This window comes from Acidaminococcus sp. (assembly GCA_022482815.1).
Classification (GTDB): Bacteria; Bacillota; Negativicutes; order Acidaminococcales; family Acidaminococcaceae; genus Acidaminococcus.
In genome coordinates, this window is the sequence record JAKVOM010000001.1 from 1461496 (window position 1) to 1481464 (window position 19969).

Annotated in this window: 18 protein-coding genes and 3 tRNA genes; 20 read left to right on the forward strand and 1 reads right to left on the reverse strand. The window is 49.6% G+C overall.

Going from position 1 to position 19969, the window contains the following annotated elements; all coding sequences use genetic code 11:
• Nucleotides 1-53 precede the first annotated feature (53 nt).
• The 11 genes from LKE33_06445 to LKE33_06495 all read left to right on the forward strand — a co-directional run bounded on the left by LKE33_06445 (nt 54) and on the right by LKE33_06495 (nt 10265).
• Entirely contained in the window at nt 54-1280 is a 1227-nt protein-coding gene (locus tag LKE33_06445; protein ID MCH3950558.1) for a hypothetical protein, read from the forward strand.
• 829 nt (nt 1281-2109) lie between these two features.
• Nucleotides 2110-3714, forward strand: a complete 1605-nt coding sequence (locus LKE33_06450) for an organic solvent tolerance protein OstA (GenBank protein ID MCH3950559.1) — start codon at nt 2110-2112, stop codon at nt 3712-3714.
• Nucleotides 3695-4279, forward strand: coding sequence for a D-sedoheptulose 7-phosphate isomerase (gmhA, locus tag LKE33_06455; protein MCH3950560.1), 585 nt, complete (start codon nt 3695-3697; stop codon nt 4277-4279). The genes LKE33_06450 and gmhA overlap by 20 nt, the downstream gene beginning before the upstream one ends.
• The gene (gene rfaE1 / locus LKE33_06460; GenBank protein MCH3950561.1) at nt 4279-5757 is read left to right on the forward strand and encodes a D-glycero-beta-D-manno-heptose-7-phosphate kinase; all 1479 of its coding nucleotides are present in this window, start codon (nt 4279-4281) and stop codon (nt 5755-5757) included. Before gmhA ends, rfaE1 begins: the two co-directional genes overlap by 1 nt.
• Entirely contained in the window at nt 5754-6719 is a 966-nt protein-coding gene (gene rfaD, locus LKE33_06465; protein ID MCH3950562.1) for an ADP-glyceromanno-heptose 6-epimerase, read from the forward strand. The genes rfaE1 and rfaD overlap by 4 nt, the downstream gene beginning before the upstream one ends.
• 12 nt (nt 6720-6731) lie before the next feature.
• The gene (gmhB, locus tag LKE33_06470) at nt 6732-7259 is read left to right on the forward strand and encodes a D-glycero-beta-D-manno-heptose 1,7-bisphosphate 7-phosphatase (GenBank protein MCH3950563.1); all 528 of its coding nucleotides are present in this window, start codon (nt 6732-6734) and stop codon (nt 7257-7259) included.
• Nucleotides 7249-8301: a lipopolysaccharide heptosyltransferase II gene (waaF, locus tag LKE33_06475; protein MCH3950564.1), complete on the forward strand. Its 1053-nt coding sequence runs from the start codon at nt 7249-7251 to the stop codon at nt 8299-8301. The genes gmhB and waaF overlap by 11 nt, the downstream gene beginning before the upstream one ends.
• Nucleotides 8294-9322, forward strand: a complete 1029-nt coding sequence (locus LKE33_06480; GenBank protein ID MCH3950565.1) for a glycosyltransferase family 9 protein — start codon at nt 8294-8296, stop codon at nt 9320-9322. The genes waaF and LKE33_06480 overlap by 8 nt, the downstream gene beginning before the upstream one ends.
• Before the next feature lie 696 nt (nt 9323-10018).
• Nucleotides 10019-10094, forward strand: a tRNA-Lys gene (locus LKE33_06485).
• Between the two features lie 9 nt (nt 10095-10103).
• Nucleotides 10104-10178 (forward strand) — tRNA-Glu (locus tag LKE33_06490).
• Between the two features lie 11 nt (nt 10179-10189).
• Nucleotides 10190-10265 (forward strand) — tRNA-Val (locus tag LKE33_06495).
• A 489-nt stretch (nt 10266-10754) separates the two neighbouring features.
• Here LKE33_06495 and LKE33_06500 read toward each other — a convergent pair.
• Nucleotides 10755-12167 (reverse strand): amino acid permease, encoded by a 1413-nt coding sequence (locus LKE33_06500; GenBank protein MCH3950566.1) that lies wholly within the window; start codon nt 12165-12167, stop codon nt 10755-10757.
• 279 nt (nt 12168-12446) lie between these two features.
• Between LKE33_06500 and LKE33_06505 the strand changes: the two genes are divergently transcribed.
• From LKE33_06505 to LKE33_06545, 9 genes are all read left to right on the forward strand, one after another.
• Complete coding sequence (locus LKE33_06505) at nt 12447-13718, forward strand: M18 family aminopeptidase (protein ID MCH3950567.1); 1272 nt, start codon at nt 12447-12449, stop codon at nt 13716-13718.
• A 587-nt stretch (nt 13719-14305) separates the two neighbouring features.
• Nucleotides 14306-15316 (forward strand): metallophosphoesterase, encoded by a 1011-nt coding sequence (locus LKE33_06510; protein ID MCH3950568.1) that lies wholly within the window; start codon nt 14306-14308, stop codon nt 15314-15316.
• Nucleotides 15317-15538: 222 nt separating this feature from the next.
• Entirely contained in the window at nt 15539-16015 is a 477-nt protein-coding gene (locus tag LKE33_06515) for a hypothetical protein (protein MCH3950569.1), read from the forward strand.
• Entirely contained in the window at nt 16012-17004 is a 993-nt protein-coding gene (floA, locus tag LKE33_06520) for a flotillin-like protein FloA (GenBank protein MCH3950570.1), read from the forward strand. The genes LKE33_06515 and floA overlap by 4 nt, the downstream gene beginning before the upstream one ends.
• Nucleotides 17005-17015: 11 nt before the next feature.
• Nucleotides 17016-17483, forward strand: coding sequence for a hypothetical protein (locus tag LKE33_06525; GenBank protein MCH3950571.1), 468 nt, complete (start codon nt 17016-17018; stop codon nt 17481-17483).
• Nucleotides 17484-17824: 341 nt separating this feature from the next.
• Nucleotides 17825-18310 (forward strand): YbaK/EbsC family protein, encoded by a 486-nt coding sequence (locus tag LKE33_06530; GenBank protein MCH3950572.1) that lies wholly within the window; start codon nt 17825-17827, stop codon nt 18308-18310.
• 115 nt (nt 18311-18425) lie between these two features.
• Nucleotides 18426-18848 carry an aspartate 1-decarboxylase gene (locus tag LKE33_06535; GenBank protein ID MCH3950573.1) on the forward strand — a complete coding sequence of 141 codons (423 nt, stop codon included), beginning with the start codon at nt 18426-18428 and terminating at the stop codon, nt 18846-18848.
• Nucleotides 18849-18926: 78 nt separating this feature from the next.
• Nucleotides 18927-19583, forward strand: a complete 657-nt coding sequence (locus tag LKE33_06540; protein ID MCH3950574.1) for an HAD hydrolase-like protein — start codon at nt 18927-18929, stop codon at nt 19581-19583.
• 235 nt (nt 19584-19818) lie between these two features.
• A complete protein-coding gene (locus tag LKE33_06545) occupies nt 19819-19965 on the forward strand; it encodes a hypothetical protein (GenBank protein MCH3950575.1) in 147 nt (48 codons plus the stop codon).
• Nucleotides 19966-19969 lie beyond the last annotated feature (4 nt).

Consider the following 19969-nt stretch of genomic DNA (forward strand, 5'->3'; position numbering starts at 1 on the left):
GCCGCTCTTTATGTTAAAATAAATGTTAGACAAATCTGACGGAGGTGTACGTCGTGAATAAAAAACTTATCAGTATGTTAATGGCAGCGCTGCTATGCCTGACCTGTCTGACACCGGCTTTTGCCGAGGAATCGCTGACAGCATCGACAGTAGCAGACAAGCTGGCTGCGACAGAAACTTTTCTGTACGGTCAGGAACAGGCGGGTTCCCTGATTACCCGTGTTGACAAAGTGGAAAAGGATCTGTACGGACAAAAATCCAGCGGTTCCGTAATGAGCCGCGTAGATCGTGTTTATAACCGTGTGGAAGGAACTCCGAGCGGAAAGCAGCTTTCGATAGCAGCTCAGATGAATGCGATTGAATGGCAGTTCTCCGACCGGATGTCTACGGATGGTGCCAAAGACAGAATCGGTGCTCTGGAAAACCAGATTTTCGGATCCCAGTACACGAATGATACGATTCTTTCCCGTCTGAACCGCCTGAACAAAGCTGCCTTCCCATCCGGAAGCCTGACTCGTCAGGCTGTGACGCTGCCGAAAGATTCCCTGATCAAGATTAAGTTCATGGAAGATCTCAGCAGTAAGCAAAATGTAGCCGGCGATAAGGTTGACATCGCTGTGGATGACAACGTGTATGTCGGTGAAGCCCTGGTGCTTCCGAAAGGCGCCAAGGGCACGGCGACGATTGCTAAAGTCGTACAGCCGAGAATCTTCGGACGTGATGCCCGCATCGATATCAACTTTACGGATGTGACGGGTGTCAGCGGCGAGAAGATTCCTGTCACGATGGGTGAACTGGCTAAACAGCAGGCCAAGACGGCTGCCGGTGCAGCCGGTGCCTCTATCGGCGGCATGATTCTCTTCGGGCCTGTCGGCGTAGTCGGCGGTGCTTTTGTGAAAGGCTCTTCCGTAACGATTCCGGCCGGCAGCAATACGTACGTGCAGGTGCAGGAAGATACGCCGGTACAGGGCATTATCCTGGCAGGCGTTCCGCAAAGCGGCCAGCAGGCTGTCAGCGCTTCCGAAGAAGAGCTGAAGAAGATTAACACGGTAGAAAAACCGGATGAAGTTGAAACCGATACCAATACCGATGAAACTGCCGTCAAGGAAGATACCACCAAGACGGACCGTGCGGATGACGAAACGGAAGCTACCCTTGCTGCGGATGAAAAGAAGCAGGAAGAAGCCAGTAAGAAAGAAACCAGCAAATCCGACAGTAATACGGATACATCCGAGGACGATGAAGATATGGACATCGACCTGGATCTGGCAGAAGAATAAAATTCAAAAATCGGGGCTGCTGCGGCAGCCCCGATTTTTTTGTATCAGAAAAACGCCGGTCGCGGATTGCCCGTGGAAACATTCTACCATCCACCGCAAGCGGTTCCCCTTCCTTCGACGCCGCGTAGCGGCGTGAAAGAAGGTCTTTTGGTAGCAGCTTTTCGGTATATTTAAATAATAAAAAAGCAAAAGAAAAATTGTTGCACCTGCCCTCTTGTTTTCCCTAGTTAAGCCAAACCGTAAGGTTTGGAATTCCTCTACAACCTCCGTCCAGTGGAAGGAGGGAGCCCGCTTTGCGGGGGAGGAAAGTAAGTTATGGCGGGACCGCTTGCGGTGGGTATTCAGTCGGACAACAAGAATTGGTGCGATAGAAACGCTGTAAAATCCAAACCAACACCCAATCGGGGCAGTAGTGACCCTCTTCGACGTCGCTACGCGACATTGAAGAGGGGGGACCGCAGGAAGGCCTGATGGCATCAGGCCTTCCGAAAAGCGGTGGGTGATGTCCCTTTCTGCCGAAGGCTGATTACTTACTACCCGTTTCTTTCTTCCTCAAGAATCCGCTATGAAAAATACCCACACTAGTGTACTAACCACTTGCCATCTAACCACTAGCCACTTTTTCTTTTCACCAAAAGCCAAAGCCTAAAGGCACTTTTTATTTTTCATCTAAAGCAATACAGTTTATAATTTAAAAGACATAATGTCCGTTTTCCGGGGGTGCTGATTTTTCACCATCCCCATTATTGTGGTATAATTACCATGGTATATTCTTTATTGCATTATATTCAGCCCGACAGGGTGAGCCAACGAGTGGAGGAACTCATCGATGAACAATAAAGTGCTTACATTAGGCACCATGCTGGTTCTGCTTCTGCCTGCGACGGCGTGGGCGGAAAAAACATATGAAGGCGGTCCTCTTTTTACGAAAAATGGGCCTGTATATGTGCCTCAGACTTTGGAAGATGTGGCTCGTAACGCACGCCGTGCGGAAAGCGTCAAACGGCTTCAGGATGAGCCGGACGCCGAGACAGAAAAAATTATCATTGCCCAGGGTGAAACAGCCCAGCAAAAGAGAGAACGGGAAGCCCGGGGAGAAGAAAGCCCGGCCGGCGCCATTTCATCACTGCCGATTACCATTTACGGTGATCACGTAATCTACGATTCCGAAACGGGGGATTTCACGGCAACGGGCAATGTCCGCATGTATCAGGGCGACCAGAAGCTCTATACGACGGAAGCACGCGGCAACGCCATTACGGGAGATACGTATCTGCTCGAAGGCGGCCGTATGATCGATCCGCCGAGCACGACGGATGCCAAATGGGGCTACTATAACTTCAAGACAAAGACCGGTACGGTCAAGAATATGAAGGGCACCAGCGGGACGGAAATCTATCACGCAGACAGCGCTACGATTTATCCGGACCGGACGGAACTCGACGAAGGCGGCCAGGTGACGCGCTGCCCGGCTGTCAAGCATCCGCCTTGTGCCGAAGTGCGGGCCAATAAGGTCGTGATTTATCCTAACGATAAAATCATCGCTTACGACGTTAAGGTGTACCTCAGAGGAAAGCACATTTATTCCCGTGACCGCTGGATCAATGATCTGACGGCGCAGGATTCGGGCGAGAGCATGGTTCCTCATATCGGTTATGATGATGATCAGGGCTGGAAGTTCCGCTTCAACCTGGCCTATCCTCTCAGCGATTCGAATACGGTGCGTGCCGACATCAAGTATTATTCGAAGGTTGGCTGGCGCCCTATGGTCTCGGATACGCAGGACTTTAAGAACTTCTATCTGCGCCTCAGTGAAGGCTATGATGAAGATGATGATAACAACTGGATCCGCAAAGAGCATGATATCAAGCTTGTCTATAAAGACCATTATTTCAGCGATTATATTCCAATTTCCTATTCCGCTTACGCCAGCAACGGTTACTGGAAGGAAGATTCAAGAAGAAGCTGGCACACGGAATATGCCGCGTTCCTGAAGCACGATCCAATCCATCTGACGCATGGTGACAGACCGGTTAATTTGAATCTTCGTATGGGCCATAAGTGGATTGATGAAAATGCGCGCGATAAGAGGCAGAGAACGTGGGTTTATTCTGCTGTAGCAAACCGTGATATGGGAGCAGGCTTCTATACCTGGCTCGGATATTACTGGGAGAAGCGGCGCGCTTCTATCTTCGATTACGGCGCTCCTGATATGGACCGTGAAGTTCAGTGGGGCATTGTCAAGAATTTTGGCAGCCGGGATCATCTTACCTTTATTACGCGGTATGATGAAGCGCAGCACAATATCTATGAATATATCTGGCGTTGGGACCACGATTTCTGCTGCTTCCGTCTGGGATTTGAATACCGCGATAAGCGCTATGACGGCGGCGACGATGAATGGAGTGTGAACTATGACCTCTTCCGTTGGTAATGTACAGGAAGTAATCAATGCTCGTTTTTTGGAACATGAAAAATTGATTCACCGTGTCATGGGCAGCAAGAGACTGATGAAGAATCTCGAGGATGCGGCAGGTCTGATGAAGATGACGCTTGCTTCGGGACGCAAGATTATGTTTTGCGGCAACGGTGGCTCAGCTGCCGACGCCCAGCACTGGGCTGCTGAAATTGTCGGCCGTTTTAAGAAGGAACGGGAAGGCATGGCAGGACTTGCTCTGACCACGGATACGTCGATTCTGACGGCCGTTGGCAACGATTACGGGTTTGACCGCATTTTTGCCCGTCAGGTGGAAGGCCTGGGACAGGAAGGCGACCTGCTGCTTGCTATTTCGACATCCGGCAACAGTGCCAATGTAATTCAGGCTATCGAAGCTGCTCGTAAAAAGGGCATCCGTGTCATCGGTTTTACGGCTCGTACGGGCGGTAAGATGGCAGAAATGTGCGATATCCTGCTTAACATACCGGAAGATAATACAGCACGGGTGCAGGAAATTCATGAACTCATGGGTCATATCCTTTGTGAATTGGTGGAAGCGTAATGAGCAACGATCAAGTAATTGAATTTTTGACAGATAAGTTATCGAAGATGCGTATTGCCGTTATCGGCGATATTATGCTGGATCAATACTATTATGGGGAAGTCAAACGGATTTCCCCGGAAGCACCGGTGCCGGTCAACCGGGTCCGCCGCATGACGAGCGTACTCGGCGGGGCGGGCAACGTGGCTGCTAACCTTGCAGGACTCGGTGCCCATGTCTATGCCTGCGGCGTGACGGGGCACGATGCTCACCGCACGATTCTTGAGACGAAACTGCAGGCTGCAGGAATTGATTTTTCGGGTCTTTATCCTTCACCGGACCGCAGCACGATTACTAAATTGCGCGTTATCGGTTCCCGGCAGCAGATGCTGCGCCTTGATTTTGAGGAGCCGGGGGATTTGTCGGCGGAGGAGGAGAGAACCCTCCTTAAATGGTATGAAAAGCGGCTTGCTGAAGGCCTTGACGGGATTGTGCTGTCAGACTATGCCAAAGGCGTCTGCTCAGATCATTTCTGTCAGGAAGTGATCCGGCTGGCTCACGGGGCTGACGTGCCCGTGCTGGTTGATCCGAAAGGCTCCAACTGGAACAAGTACCGCGGCTGTGACTTTATCACACCGAATGTCAAGGAAATGTGCGAGGAGGCAGGCGTCCAGGTTCCTAACGAAACAGAACCGCTGGTAAGGCTGGCACGCCGTGCTCATGACGAATTTGATATTGCCAATGTCGTGGTGACGCGCTCCGAAAAGGGCGTGACGCTGGTCAACGACCACGAAGTGATTACAGAAGCGGCTACGGCGCAGGAAGTCTTTGATGTGTCCGGTGCCGGCGATACGGTCGCTTCCGTGCTGCTTGCTGCGGCAGCAGGCCATTTGCCGCTTGCCGATGCACTGGAACTTTCTAACAAGGCAGCAGGAATTGTCGTATCCAAAGTCGGTACATATGCGGTGCACCGCGATGAACTGCTCAAGGAAGTACTGTCCGATCACGAACGGGCCGGGCATGAATATGAACCGATGAGCTGGGAAGAAGCCCAGCGCCTGGTTAAAACGTGGCAGGTGGCAGGAGAAACGGTCGTCTTTACGAATGGCTGCTTTGACATCCTCCATACGGGACATATTTCCTATCTGGAAGAAGCAGCCCGCCTGGGAGATCATTTGATTGTTGGTGTCAATACGGATGCGTCCGTCAAGCGCCTCAAGGGGGAGACTCGTCCGCTTAACGGGGAAGTCGACCGGGCAAGAATCCTGTCCGCACTGCGCTGCGTGGATGGTGTCGTACTCTTCGGGGAAGATACGCCGACCGAACTTGTGCGTACGCTGCGTCCTGACCTCATCGTCAAGGGCGGCGATTACAAGCCGGAAGAAGTGGCCGGCCGTGAATATGCCGGAGGCGTGCAGATTCTCCCGTTCAAGGATGGGTATTCCACGACGGGACTGATTCAAAAAATTGTGAACCTGGTGAAGGAGGGCAAATTATGATCATTGTAACCGGTGGTGCCGGGTTTATCGGCAGCAATATCGTCAAGGGACTGAATGACCGCGGCCGCGACGATATCCTTGTTGTAGATAACCTCACCAACATGGTGAAATTCAAGAATATCCAGGGCCTCAAGGTCATGGATTATCTGGATAAAGGCGATTTTCTGAATCGTATCAGAGAAGGTAAGTTCAATCACGAAAAGATTGACATCATCTTCCATGAAGGTGCCTGCTCCGATACGATGGAATATAACGGCAAATACATGATGGACAATAACTTCGAATATACGAAGACGCTGTTCCATTTTGCGGTTGACCGCAAGATCCAGTTCCTTTATGCTTCCTCTGCCTCGACCTATGGCAGCGGCAAGCATGGATTCCGTGAAGAACCGGCCTGCGAAGAAGCACTCAATGTCTACGCTTTTTCCAAACTGTTCTTTGATAATTATGTCCGCCGCTATATGGATTCCCTCGAGAGCCAGGTAGCCGGGTTCCGTTACTTCAACGTCTTTGGACCGCAGGAGAACCACAAAGGTAAGATGGCTTCCATGGTCCGGCAGATGTTCCTGCAGTGGCAGAAGGACAAGCAGGTCAAGCTCTTTGAAGGCTATGACGGCTATGGCCCGGGCGAACAGACCCGTGACTTTGTCTATGTCAAGGACGTCGTCAAGGTGCTTTTCTACTTCATGGATCATCCGGAATTAAAGGGTATCTATAACTGCGGTACGGGCCACGCCCATACGTTTAACGATATGGCGAAAGCCGTATTGGAATTCTTCGGCAGCGGGGAGCTCGTCTATGTGCCGTTCCCGGAAGTGCTGAAGGGTAAGTATCAGAGCTATACCCAGGCCGATACGACGAAACTGCTTGCGGCCGGCTATGACGGTGGCTTTACGGACTTTGCCCAGGCAGTGAAGGAATATTGCCAGGTGCTGAAGGATTCTGACGGTTATTATAAATAAGGAGACGCTGCTGTGAGTCAACGTGCAGTATTTTTAGATCGGGACGGTGTCCTGGATATTGATACAGGCTACATCAGTAAACCGGAAGAAATACGGTGGGTCGACGGCGCGCGGGAGGCTGTAGCCCTGCTGAAAGAGCAGGGCTTTCTCGTTTTTGTCACCACTAACCAGAGCGGTATTGCCCGCGGCTATTTTACGGTGAAAGATATGCAGGCACTGCATGCCTGGATGGAGAAGGAAATCGAGAAAAAGGGCGGCCGCATTGACCGTTTTTACTATTGCCCGCACCATCCGACCAAGGGAATCATTCCCGAACTGACCCATCCGTGTAACTGCAGGAAACCTCGTCCGGGGATGATTCTGCAGGCATTTAAGGACTATGATATTGATAAGAAGGGTTCTTTCATGATCGGGGACCGGATGTCCGATGTGGATGCAGGACTTAATGCCGGTATTCCGGGATATCTTTTTTCGGAAACGAATCTATTAACGTTTGTAAAACGAGTTTTGGCAAGGCAGGCGAAGGGCTGTGGAGTATAAAAATATTCTGATTATCAAAATGAGCTCCCTGGGGGACGTCATTCATGCCCTGCCGTTTGCGGGGGCGCTGCGGGAACGGTTTCCGCACAGCCGGATTACGTGGCTGGTGCATCCGCAGTTTGGTGCTTTTGTACCGGATCCGCCTGTCGTGGATGAAGTCTTGTATTTTGACAAGAAAGCTTATCTCAAGATGAACTGGAAGGATAAGCTGAGGAAACTTCGGGAAATGAAGCATCTGCTGCACTCCTGTCATTTTGATCTTGTCATTGATCTGCAGGGACTTTTTAAGAGTGCAGTCATGGCGTATCTGACGGGTTGCCCCAATCGCATCGGATACGGTGAAATGCGGGAAGGCAGCGGCCTGATTTCGAAGGCGATTGTCGGCCCTCATATTCATGACCATGTGATTGAGCGTTATCTGGATGTGGCACGCTATCTGGGAGCTAAGGTGGATAAAATCAGTTATCCTATGCCGGCTCTGAAGGAACAATGCGAATCCATCAAGCAGCGGTTAATCGAGGCCGGCATGCCGGACAAGAACCCGCTGCCATACGTTGTGATGGCGCCGGGAGCCCGCTGGGAGACAAAGCAGTGGCCGGTAGAGCACTATGCCGAACTGGCACTGAAATTTGCCAAAGATGACTGGTACGTCGTACTTGCCGGAGGACCGGACGACTGTAAAAAAGGTGAGCGTATCTGGGAACTGACCGGGTACAATCCTCACATCATTGATTTTATCGGTCACACAAATCTCCGGGAACTCGGTGCACTCATTAAAATGTGCCGATTCTACGTGAGCGGCGATACAGGCCCGCTTCATATTGCGGCAGCCTACGGAAAGAACCTGATTGCGATTTACGGACCGACGAGGCCAGATCGTACCGGTCCTTACGGAGATCTGGGTGCTGTGATTCTGACGAGTCCCGAGTCGTGTGCCGGCTGTCTTAAAAAACATTGTGATCACTGGACGTGTATGGGGCATGTAACCCCCGACGACGTTTACCGAATCTTTCAGGAAAAGGAGGCCGAATCGCATGATTGAACTTGCACATAAGAAAATCATCGTGACTTTTTTGATGCACCTGGGCGATTTGGTGCTCACGACGCCTTTTTTGCATGCGCTCCGCAGCGCAGCACCGGGGGCAGAGATTACATACCTCGTCGATGAAAAACTGCGGGATATCGTAGATTACAACCCTAATATCGACCACGTATGGACGATTGATAAAAAGGGAAAGGACGATAATCTGAAATCACTTCTCGCCATGAGCCGCCGCATTTCGGAAGCTCATTTCGATGTGCTGATCAACCTGCACCCGAATGAACGCTGTTCCTTTATCGACGCCATGGCTTCTGTGCCCGTGAAGGTGGGGGCAAGTCACTTCATTTTCCGTCCTTTCTTCCATCCGTTTATCAAACTCAATCGGACCATTCACGCGGCTGATATGTACCTGGATGTGCTGACGCGGCTGGGCGTAAAAAATCTTGTCCATAATGGTCTGGAAGTCTTTCCCGGACCGGAGCATCAGGAAAAAGCCCGCCTTTTCTGGGAAGATCAGGGACTCATGCCGGGGCAGCTGCTTGTCGGTTTTAATATCGGAAGTGCTGTCGTGACAAAGCGCTGGGCACCGCAGCGCTTTGCCCAGGTCGCTGATACACTGGCGTCGGAAGGGTACCGTACCGTCTTTTTCGGCGGGACTATGGATGAAGCAATGGTCAAAGAGGCTGTGAGCTACATGAAAACGCAGCCGATTATTGCGACCGGAAAATTCCGTTTGGGAGAACTGGCTGCTGCCATGGGCCGCTGCAAACTTATCATTACTAATGACAGCGGACCTATGCACGTAGCCATCAGTCAGAAAGTACCGATTGTGGCGATGTACGGCCCGAGTCATCCGGATTTGTACGGACCTTATACCAAGGATGCTATTATCGTACGGGCTATTCCGCCTTGTGACGGCTGCCACAAACGCATGCGCCATCAGTGCGATGATATGCGGTGCATGAAGAATTTGACGGTAGAGCAGGTGCTGGAAGCGGCGCACAAGTTTTTGAGGGTTTAAAGGCACCTCTGCTCATCTGGTACTCGGCAAGCCTCGCACGCAGCTGAGCAGAGAGTTCTTTCCAAGGAAACTTTTTAAGTCCGACGCCGAATATGGGCGCATCTGCTTTGTCAGACCGGGCTGTGACCACTCGTGCGGCCTTCGGCCGAAAAGGAAACTCACGCAGCTCCTTCTCGTCGCTGCTTCTGAGAAACTTCGCGTCAACAACTCCCACGGCGCTTCGCTTGTGTATCGTTGGCGCTCAGTTCCGACTTCGTGGCCCCAACCCGGTCTTTTGGGGAACCGATGACTAAATGAGATGTGTCAGATTCATGTAGATACGCTGCATCTCTCTAGGAGACAAAGCGATGATTTACCGGGTGTAAGTCGAGCTTTTGTCGACAACGGGAGAACAGCGTAGATGCATGAAGATGGCGCGTTGAATTAGTCATCGGTTCCCTGACATCTGCACCCATCTTCGGTATCGTCCATAAAAAGAAAAACAAAATAAAAAACACTGCTTAAACGTTAAGAAGGAAAAGACATGCCTGAAATTCAGCAAAGGTAATACTATTTCTTTTAGCAGTGGTTTTGCGGCTATACGAGTTTTGTAAAAATCTGTTAAAAATTTTTCAACTTTTTTCAAAAAAACACTTGCATTCTTTTGGTAAATCTAGTATTATATTCGAGTAGTCACTCAACGGAGTTGACTGACGTGGTCCGCTAGCTCAGCTGGTAGAGCACCTGACTCTTAATCAGGGTGTCCAGAGTTCGATCCTCTGGCGGATCACCATTTTTTTTTGGCCGGGTGGTCAAGCGGTTAAGACACCGCCCTTTCACGGCGGTATCGGGGGTTCGATTCCCCCCCCGGTCACCATATTTTTTCATGGGCGCTTAGCTCAGCTGGGAGAGCGTCTGCCTTACAAGCAGAATGTCAGCAGTTCGATCCTGTTAGCGCCCACCATGGAAAGCACAGACAGTCTCATTTGTGAGGCTGTCTTTTTTATTAGTAGCGAACCTTCGGTTTGCTGATCCTCTGCTACCTCCTTCCACGGAGTCGGAAGGATGGACCACGAAGTGGGGGGAGGAAAGCAATAGGAGGGGCTGTGCAATAATGCGCATGCATTATTGCACAGCCCCTTTTACGCAGGTCGCCGGTCGCTGGCCGCGGTTCGCCCGTGGAAGCAAAATGACCAAAGCATTTTGCTTTAAACTTATAAAAATAAACCCTGAAATTTAAGTTAACTTCTAAATTTCAGGGTTTATATCATATTTTACTTGTGCCAAAAGCATCTTTTTATTTTTCACAGTCCCAATCCTTATAAAATCGACGAAGGAGATTTGCTAATCTTCTTCTGTCCTGTACGGATTCCATTATAGTTTGGCGCGTGAAAATCCAAAAAAAGAACTGCTGCCTGAAGAGGCAACAGTTCTTTACGTCTAAGAAAGCTGCTTATTTCGAGGTGTTTTCCATCGCTTCTTTTTCTCTTTCCCGTTTGGCCAGGGTCGGGAAAATCAAGCCGATACCGAGCAATACGACCGGCGTGATGATGTTCATAGCGAACTGGAAGTACCAGCCGCTTGTGTAGGCAGCAACGCCGCGCGGGAACATACCCATGATGCAGGCAAAAGCGGTAAAGGCAAAGCACCAGAACCCGGCGAACATCCCGATTCCTTTGCTCTTGACGAAGTGGTAATCCGAGGTGAAGCGGCCCGTACCGGTGTATTTCTTCAGCGCCATGTAGGCGAAGAATACCCACAGATAACGCAGCGGCATGCATACAGCGTTCAAACGAATCAGCCAGTTGTACAGGCTGGTCATATCGCCGATACCCAGAGCCGGCACGATGAGCAGGATGCTGACGAGCGTAGCCGTCATCTTATAACCCGTAACCGGTACGCCTTTGCTGTTGATTTTAAGGAAGGATTTAGGAACGAACTGCGGATCTACATCAGAAAGCAGAATCTTAATCGGTGCGTCAATGGAAATAGCGAGCGTTGCCGACTGTCCGAGGACGTTGCAGATAGCGTAGATGATGACAAAGGTCTGACCGATGCCATAATACTGACCCAGTTTGGAGAAGCTGTAATAAGCACCGTTCATCATCAGGTCTTTAGGAATGTTGTTCGGGTCAAACATCAGGCCCATGGCAAACGTGCCGAGCAAAGCCGTAACAGCAACCATGGTAGCCATGAAAATCATGGCTTTCGGGAATTCACTGGACGGTTTCTTCAGGTTGTTGACGTACGGGGACAGACGTTCGCAGCCGCCGACGGCAAATACCAGGATGGCAAGGGTGGTCATGTAGTCGAAGTTGAAGTTCGGCATCAAGGTTTCCCAATCCAGGTTATACGTGAAGGTCTTGGCCGTTGTCAGATGCGGAGCGGCCAGCGCCAGCAGGATATATAACAGGGACATGATGAACATGGAAGAACCGGCCATAGCACCAATTTTCTTCAAGGCGCCTACACCTTTGGATGCATACCAGAGGAAAATAAAGAAAATAACGAGTGCCAGGCACTGGATGACGATAGGCGGCATCATTTTAGTCAATTTGCCGTTCTGGAAGAAGGCCCAGCCAAAGGCAATCATGATGTTCTGCGGTTTTTGTGCCAGGTAGGGCATATGGACGATCCAATAGGTCCAGCCCGCCAGATACGCTAGTTTGGTGTTCGTCGTGTTGCGGATCCAGGTGGATACACCACCGGAAGAATCCTTAAAGGTGGAGCCCATTTCACCAACCATAAGGACGTAAGGGATGAAGTACAAAGCAAACATCAGAATCCACGATACAACGGCTTTTAAGCCCTGCGTGGCATAACCGTTAACGATGTTGCCGAAGCCCCATACCGAGGTGAAGGTCATAAGTCCCAGGGCTTTTCAGGAGAGTACTTTATTGCCTTCGCTGCTAACATTGTTCTTGTCCATTGCATTGCCTCCATTTCACTTAAAGTGTTAAATATATTGCAGTGACAAGTCCTTTTACTGTAATATTTTAACATAAAAGAAAATAAAAAAATAGAATCTTTTCAGATAATTTAGACTTGAGACAATTGTGCGAAAAGTGTTAGACTATACAAGACAAGTCCTGCATCTGATTCAAGAATGCACTTAGTTCAATTCATTAAGAAGGAGTCTGATCCCATGACAAATACTATCGATGACCTGCTTACCTTTATTCAAAACAGTCCTTCTCCGTATCATACGGTCCTGTCCGCAAAGGCACTCCTTGAAGCTTCCGGCTTTACGGGGCTGGATTTGAAAGATACCTGGCAGTTGGAACCGGAGAAAGCCTATTATGTAACGGTATATGATTCGGCCCTCATTGCGTTCCGGACAGGGCGGAAGGGCAGCCGCGGCCTTAAAATGGCGGCAGCTCATACGGATTTCCCGTGCTTCAGGATCAAACCTCATGCGGAAGTCCTGAAAGAAGGTTATGGAACACTGAACGTTGAAGCGTATGGCGGCATGATCGTCAGCACCTGGATGGACCGTCCTCTTTCGCTGGCAGGTAAAGTGGTACTGAAATCACAGGATGTTTATGCTCCTCAAACACGCATCATTGACCTGAAAAGACCGCTCTTTACGATGGCGAGCCTGGCAATCCACATGAACCGTGAAGTCAATGACGGCTATAAATGGAATAAACAGAAAGATGTACTGCCTCTGGCCGCTCTGGCAGGAAAGGAAAAGGATTTCTTCCTGTCCTTCCTTGCAAAGGAACTGAACTGTGCTGCGAGCGACATCCTTTCCTTTGATCTGTCGCTGTATCCGGCAGAACCGGGCTGCGTGCTGGGCCTGAACGGTGAATTTGCTTCTTCTGCCAGATTGGATAACCTGACTTCCGTGAAGGGCTGCCTGGCCGGAATTATCCATGGCACAGGTAAGGACGGACTGCGCGTGGCGGCTCTCTTCGACAACGAAGAAGTCGGCAGTACGACGAAGCAGGGCGCCAACTCCCTGGTCTTGAATAATTTGCTGCGCCGTATTTACCTGAACCTGGGATACGATGAAGAGGCCCTTTATGCCGATATTGCCGGCGGATTCATGTATTCTGTCGATGTGGCCCATGCTTATCATCCCAACTATGGGGATAAATGCGATCCTACGAATAAACCCGTGCTGGGCGGCGGCGTCGTGCTGAAACAGGCCAGCAGCCAGTCTTATGCCGGAGATGCGGAAGCTGTCGCTATTACCCGCGGCATCTGCGAAACTCACGGAATCCCCTGTCAGGATTTTGTGAACCGCGGAGATATCAAGGGTGGTTCTACACTGGGCTCCATGGCTTCGGCCCTGACGCCTATCCGTACGATGGATATCGGGGTACCGCTCCTGGCGATGCATTCCGCCCGTGAAACGATGGGCGTCAAAGACCAGACTGCATTGGAAAATCTGCTGACCGCGTTTTTTGATTAACCGTGTCAGGTATTAGCAGCAAACCAAAGATTTGCTGATCCCCTGTCACCTCCTTCTATGTAGCCGAAATGAGGGACCACGAAGTGGGGGAGGAAAGCCCTTGTCGCTTTCCGCTGTCCGCAGCCCGCATTCTGCCTGTGGATGAAAAATGACAAAGCATTTTTCTACAAACTTATAAGAATAAAAGCTGAAATTTAGGTTATCTGCTAAATTTCAGCTTTTATATTATATTTTACTTAAATCAAAAACTTTAACATACTGTTTCAGATGAGACCAAATGCTATATGCAAAATGCCAAAAGCGCTTTTTTATTTTTTCCCGGCCGATAGGCCGTACCATTCTGCCGAAGGCTGAAACAAACTGTCAGCAGTCATCTTCTTCAGCAATCCACCAAGGCAGCGGTTTGCACGGGTGCACTAACCACTTTTCCACTACACACTAATCGCTTTTCCTCGGCCAGCAGCGATTTTACAAAGTTTAGAGTAAGTTTATTCTTTTTTTACTCAACACGCACATGCTTTTTACAAATCCCATACATGCACTTTTTACAATGAGCTTACTTAGACAAGTAGAAAAGGAGTGTGTAGATGATGTGGCGTAAGAAGTTTTCTTTGATTGCGGCAGTCATGCTTGCCGCCTCTGCTTTTGTACCGGCAGGTCTGGAAGCCAATCAGGTTTTTGCGGCGGAAAAGAGCAAACGTGTTGTCGTCCTGAGTGATGTTCATTACGGGAGCAAGGAACATAAGGACAAGGCCCTGCGTCAAAAACTGATGCAGAATAAAGAAAAGGCCGTACAGGACATCAATAGCTGGAACGATGTGGATCTTTGTGTATTCACCGGGGATATGACCGAGCTGGCCGCAAGCGAAGATGAATATAAACTGGCTCACAGCCTGACCGACAAAGTAACGCATCCGAAAATCTTTCTTGCCGGCAACCATGAAGTCGTATACAGCGAAGTTCCGGCTGTGAAGGGAAAAAATCAGCCGGCGGGACCGTTTGAACGTGTGCAGCATATCGACCGCTATATCAAGAATTACGGCCCTCTGTATCAGGCAAAGGAATTGGGCGGATATCTGCTTCTGACGCTCTCTCCCGATGTTATCGAAGGTCATATTCCTTCTACGAAACCGTATGCCGTGGAACTGTCCAAGGCTCAGCTGACCTGGCTCAAAGCTGAACTCAAGGCAAATCAAGATAAGCCGACCATTATCTTCTGCCATACTCCTCTTAAAGGAACGATTTTACCCGATAACAGTGAAAACGAAGAACGTAACTTCACGTATCCGGACCATGATATCAAAGATATTCTGGTAAAGAATCCTCAGGTCCTTATCTGGACTTCCGGCCATACTCATACGCCTCCTACGGATCCGAGCTTTGATAACCCGATTAACAAAGTCCCGGGAACTAACGTTCTGGACGTTTATAACCCAGCATGGGAAGGCGACCAGGTCTGGACGAATTCCTTCTATCTCTATCCTGACAGAATTGTAGTTCGCACGTACAGCCACAAAGATCATAAATGGCTGACTCAGTTTGACCGTACTATCCAGGTACCGTCCTCTCTGCGAGCTGCTGCTTCTAAAGCTGCCTGAGTTTATCTAAGCCTACAAGTGACCCTCTTGTATATGGAGGCTGTGAAACAATGAAATTCATTGCTTCACAGCCTCTTTTTCACGCATTCCGCCCTACCGAAGGCCATATGCAAAATGCCAAAAGCGCTCTTTCAATAGTTGTAATTTAGAAGGATTTTCCAAATCAAAGTAGAATAATATGAGTAAGTCGCATATTCCATCATTTCGCAAAGGAGGGGCGCCATGTTTCTCAATCTGCTCATTGTGGGCCTGATTCTTTTGGCCATTGAAATGATGATTCCGGGATTTGGAATTTTTGGGATGTCCGGTCTGGCTTGTCTGTTAGCTGCCCTGTATTTTTATCTGGGAGCTACGATAGAAGCTGCCGTTATCGTAGGCACCGTACTGTTCTTTACGGTGCTTCTCGGAATCTGGTTCTTCCGCAAGGGACCTCACAGCCGCTTGGGAAGAAAAATTACCCTGATGTTTAAAAATACTTCGGAAGAGGGGTATATTGGTGCGGAACTGCCGAAGGATTTGCTGGGGAAGACCGGAATTGCCCAAACTCCGCTGCATCCGGCAGGGAGGGCTTTAATTGACGGCAAGCCCGTTGATGTCATTTCCCAGGGTGAATTTTATGAGCCCGGAACGAAGCTTAAAGTCATCGAAGTCAGCGGAAGGCGTGTTGTAGTTACCGAAAATAAGGAGGTTCGTCCATGATTGCTTTGCTCAGCAGTGGTTTTGTGATTTTCCTGCTTTTTGTTGTGATTATCCTGTTCCTGCATTTTGTCCCGTTGGGACTCTGGGTCTCGGCCATGGCCGCCGGTGTTAATGTAGGTATCTTTAATCTGGTTGGCATGCGGCTGCGCCGCGTCATTCCTTCCAAGATTGTTCTGCCGCTTGTCAAAGCGAATAAGGCCGGTCTGGATCTCAATGTCGATCAGCTCGAAGCGCACTATCTGGCCGGTGGTGATGTCGACCGCGTGGTTGATGCCCTCATTGCCGCGGAACGCGCTGCCATTCCTCTGACCTTTGAAAGAGCTGCAGCTATCGACCTGGCGGGCCGTGACGTGCTGGAAGCCGTGCAGATGAGCGTCAATCCGAAAGTCATTGAAACACCGCTCATTTCTGCCGTGGCTAAAAATGGTATCGAACTTAAAGTACGCGCCCGTGTGACGGTGCGTGCCAATATTGACCGCCTCGTCGGCGGTGCCGGTGAATCAACGATTATCGCCCGTGTCGGCGAAGGGATTGTTACGACAGTCGGTTCCTCCGAAGAGCATACAGACGTTCTGGAAAATCCGGACCATATTTCTCGTACTGTGCTGAATAAAGGCCTGGATGCCGGGTCTGCTTTCGAGATTCTTTCCATTGATATTGCCGACGTCGATGTCGGACGCAACATTGGTGCCCAGCTGATGACGGACCAGGCTGAAGCGGATAAGAACATTGCTCAGGCAAAGGCTGAAGAGCGTCGTGCCATGGCTGTCGCCAAGGAACAGGAAATGAAAGCGTACACGCAGGAAATGCGGGCCAAAGTGGTCGAAGCGCAGGCTCAGGTGCCGGCCGCTCTTGCACAGGCTCTGCGGGACGGACATCTCGGCGTCATGGATTACTACCGCATGAAGAATATCAATGCGGATACGCTGATGCGGGAGAATATTGCCGGTGACAGTTTGCCGGGGAGTGACGCGCCGACGGATAAGTAAGGAGTAAAATTATGGATCTTTTTACTTTCCTTTTCATTGCAGTTATCCTCATGATGATACAAAGCAGCACTCAGAAAAAGAAGAAACGGGTGCCGCCGAAACCGCAGCAGCCGATTCCGCAAAAAACAGCAAAAAAACAGCCGCTCAATCCTCATATCAGAGAGGCGCTGGAGCGATTCGAAAACCGGATGAAGTCTCAGTCCCAGCCTCAATCTCAGTCGGAACCTTCCTGCGCCGGACCGACGATTTCCGATGAGCCGCTGCATACAACGGAAAAGGATGAAATTCATCCTATCAATCCGACTGTAAAAGAAGATCTGACAACGCTCAGCACTTCCGTAAAGGAAGATTTGAAACCGCAGGTGGCGGAAGCTCCGGAACCGGGTGAAAGTTCCGAAACTAAGCCTCGGACGCGCAGCAGACGAAGCAAAGTTCGTGAAGGTATTATTTGGAGTGTTATCCTGGAGCGCAAATATTAAAGGCATTTGGCCACATAGAGTCCTCAATTTGTCTTGGGCGTCTATGTGGCCTGAGTTTTTTTTAGAAAAGCGGCTGGTTCATATTAGGCTTTGATTCCTTGCGGCTCCTTTGCAGCAAATTTTCTGTGAAAAATGAAAATAGTGACGGAGCGAAAAAGGTATACTGCTGAATGCTTAGTTTATCATCTTTGGAATGCAGTAGGCGAGGCTAGATGCTAAAAGCTAACTGCCAAAAAGCGCTTTTTCATAACTCATAACTCATAACTCATAACTCATAACCTTTCCCTTTTATGTTATAATGTCCCTTATCAAGGAACCCATAACAGGAGGACACTAGGGCAATGTCTATTGAAAAAGCACGGGCCTATTTGGAGGCCGTGGGATATGCGGACCGAATCATCGAAACCGAAGCCAGCAGTGCTACGGTAGAACTGGCGGCTCAGGCAATCGGCTGCAAACCGGCTGAAATTGTCAAAACGCTTTCTTTCCTGCTGAAGGACCAGCCTATACTGATTCTCGCGGAAGGGGACGCCCGCATTGATAACCATAAATTCAAAATGACGTTTCATACCAAAGCAAAAATGATACCGGCTAACCAGGTTGAGTCTCTTGTCGGCCATGCACCGGGCGGTGTTTGTCCTTTTGGCATCAATGAGGATGTTGACGTGTATCTCGATGAAAGTCTGCGAAAATTTTCTTATGTCTATCCCGCGGCAGGCAACGATCACAGCGGCGTCAAACTGACTCCGGAAGAATTGGAAAAGCTCTCCCGTGCCAAGGGCTGGGTAGATGTATGCAAGGAAAAAACTGAATACGTAAACTCATGATTTGACAGGGGTGTTATAATAAAAGCGCTTGGACGAAGTAAGCATGTCCGGCGCTTTTTTATGTAAATGGGGAAATCTTGAAATTTTCATACGAAGTCAGGAAGGATGGAGAACGATGCTTTACACGATGTTTCACGGGAAGATTCACAGAGCCATTGTAACGGAAGCTAATCTGAACTACATGGGCAGCATTACCATCGATCAGGATCTGATGGATGCAGCTGGAATCCTGCCGGGTGAACGCGTACAGATTGTGAATAATAATAACGGCGAGCGTCTGGAGACGTACACCATTGCCGGCAAGCGCGGCAGCGGGATGATTTGCCTCAACGGGGCCGCAGCAAGAAAGGCCCAGATTGGGGATATGGTGATTATCATCGCCTATGCCCAGATGGACGAAAAAGAAGCTCGCAGCTTTGTACCGAAAGTCGTCATGGTGGACGAACACAATCGTATCATCAGTGACATCGGCCGTGAAAAAGCAGGCCAGACTGTGGATAAAGCAGTCAAGAAAGCTGAAAAACGCAAGAAAAAATAAAGAGGTACTTCAATCATCCTCTTTGACGTCATCGCCAGGGAGGATGATTTTTTGTATCTCCGCAGAAAAGGATAGAAAATGAAACAAGCTCTGTTATTTGATTTGGATGGCACGCTGACAAAGTCGGAAGAAGGCATCCTGCGCAGTGTGCAGTATGCACTCAGGCAGATGGGCAGACCGATACCGCCCAAAGAAGAACTCATTCCTTTTATCGGACCGCCTCTCATCGATTCCTTTATGCATTTTTCGGGAATGAACCGGGAAGAGGGCGTGAAGGCTACCACATTTTACCGTGAACGGTTTTCCAGGGTAGGTATTTTCGAAAATGAATTGTATCCCGGTGTCATGGAGATGCTGCAGCATCTTTCCAAGGCAGGATTTCTGCTGGCGACCGCGTCTTCCAAGCCGGAACCGTTCGTACGGCGCATCGTGGAACATTTTAAAATTGCCCCTTACTTTACGCAAGTTGTGGGGGCTACCTTTGACGGACGCATCAGTTCCAAGGCGACTGTCGTGGCTGAAGTGCTGCGGCGCCTTAAAATGGAAACACAGCGTGACGAAGCACTGCTTGTCGGAGATACCCATTTTGACGTGGACGGCGCCCGTGCTGAAGGCGTGGACTGCGCAGCTGTTTCCTATGGATACGGCACGCGGCAGGAACTGGAAAAAGCGCAGCCCAAAGTCATTTTGTCATCGGTGAAAGAATTGGAAGCGTATTTACTGGCGCAAAAATAAGTGGGTAGAGTTTAGTGGAGAAGTGGCTAGTACCATAGTGCAAACATAATGTTTGGAAAATTTAACTCGCATTTGGCTCTGCTTGTAGTTGCCAGTAGTGTAAAATGAATCTTAGATAACTATAAAGGAGCAATGAAGAAATAAACAATCATTTCTTCATTGTTCCTTAATTGTTTTTTACTTTAGCTTTTCAACTACAGCCAGAGGCGATTTTGGCCGCCAGAGGCGGCTCTATTTGTTTCTGGTGGACTCTGCTGCAAGACAGCTGCAGATGCGCGAAAGACCGGATTGGGGCCATGAAGTCGTACAAAAGACGTACGTCGAATGGTCACAATCCGGTCTGACAAAGCAGATGCAGTTGGATTCTGCAGAGGACAACTGAAACG

Bases quoted from the DNA above. Each gene is read 5' to 3' on its own strand.
- LKE33_06510 (MCH3950568.1), top strand. From the start codon at position 14,306: ATGATGTGGCGTAAGAAGTTTTCTTTGATTGCGGCAGTCATGCTTGCC.
- floA (MCH3950570.1), top strand. From the start codon at position 16,012: ATGATTGCTTTGCTCAGCAGTGGTTTTGTGATTTTCCTGCTTTTTGTT.
- rfaD (MCH3950562.1), top strand. From the start codon at position 5,754: ATGATCATTGTAACCGGTGGTGCCGGGTTTATCGGCAGCAATATCGTC.
- LKE33_06530 (MCH3950572.1), top strand. From the start codon at position 17,825: ATGTCTATTGAAAAAGCACGGGCCTATTTGGAGGCCGTGGGATATGCG.
- LKE33_06535 (MCH3950573.1), top strand. From the start codon at position 18,426: ATGCTTTACACGATGTTTCACGGGAAGATTCACAGAGCCATTGTAACG.
- LKE33_06515 (MCH3950569.1), top strand. From the start codon at position 15,539: ATGTTTCTCAATCTGCTCATTGTGGGCCTGATTCTTTTGGCCATTGAA.
- LKE33_06540 (MCH3950574.1), top strand. From the start codon at position 18,927: ATGAAACAAGCTCTGTTATTTGATTTGGATGGCACGCTGACAAAGTCG.
- LKE33_06450 (MCH3950559.1), top strand. From the start codon at position 2,110: ATGAACAATAAAGTGCTTACATTAGGCACCATGCTGGTTCTGCTTCTG.
- gmhA (MCH3950560.1), top strand. From the start codon at position 3,695: ATGACCTCTTCCGTTGGTAATGTACAGGAAGTAATCAATGCTCGTTTT.
- LKE33_06500 (MCH3950566.1), bottom strand. From the start codon at position 12,167: ATGACCTTCACCTCGGTATGGGGCTTCGGCAACATCGTTAACGGTTAT.
- rfaE1 (MCH3950561.1), top strand. From the start codon at position 4,279: ATGAGCAACGATCAAGTAATTGAATTTTTGACAGATAAGTTATCGAAG.
- LKE33_06505 (MCH3950567.1), top strand. From the start codon at position 12,447: ATGACAAATACTATCGATGACCTGCTTACCTTTATTCAAAACAGTCCT.
- LKE33_06480 (MCH3950565.1), top strand. From the start codon at position 8,294: ATGATTGAACTTGCACATAAGAAAATCATCGTGACTTTTTTGATGCAC.
- LKE33_06525 (MCH3950571.1), top strand. From the start codon at position 17,016: ATGGATCTTTTTACTTTCCTTTTCATTGCAGTTATCCTCATGATGATA.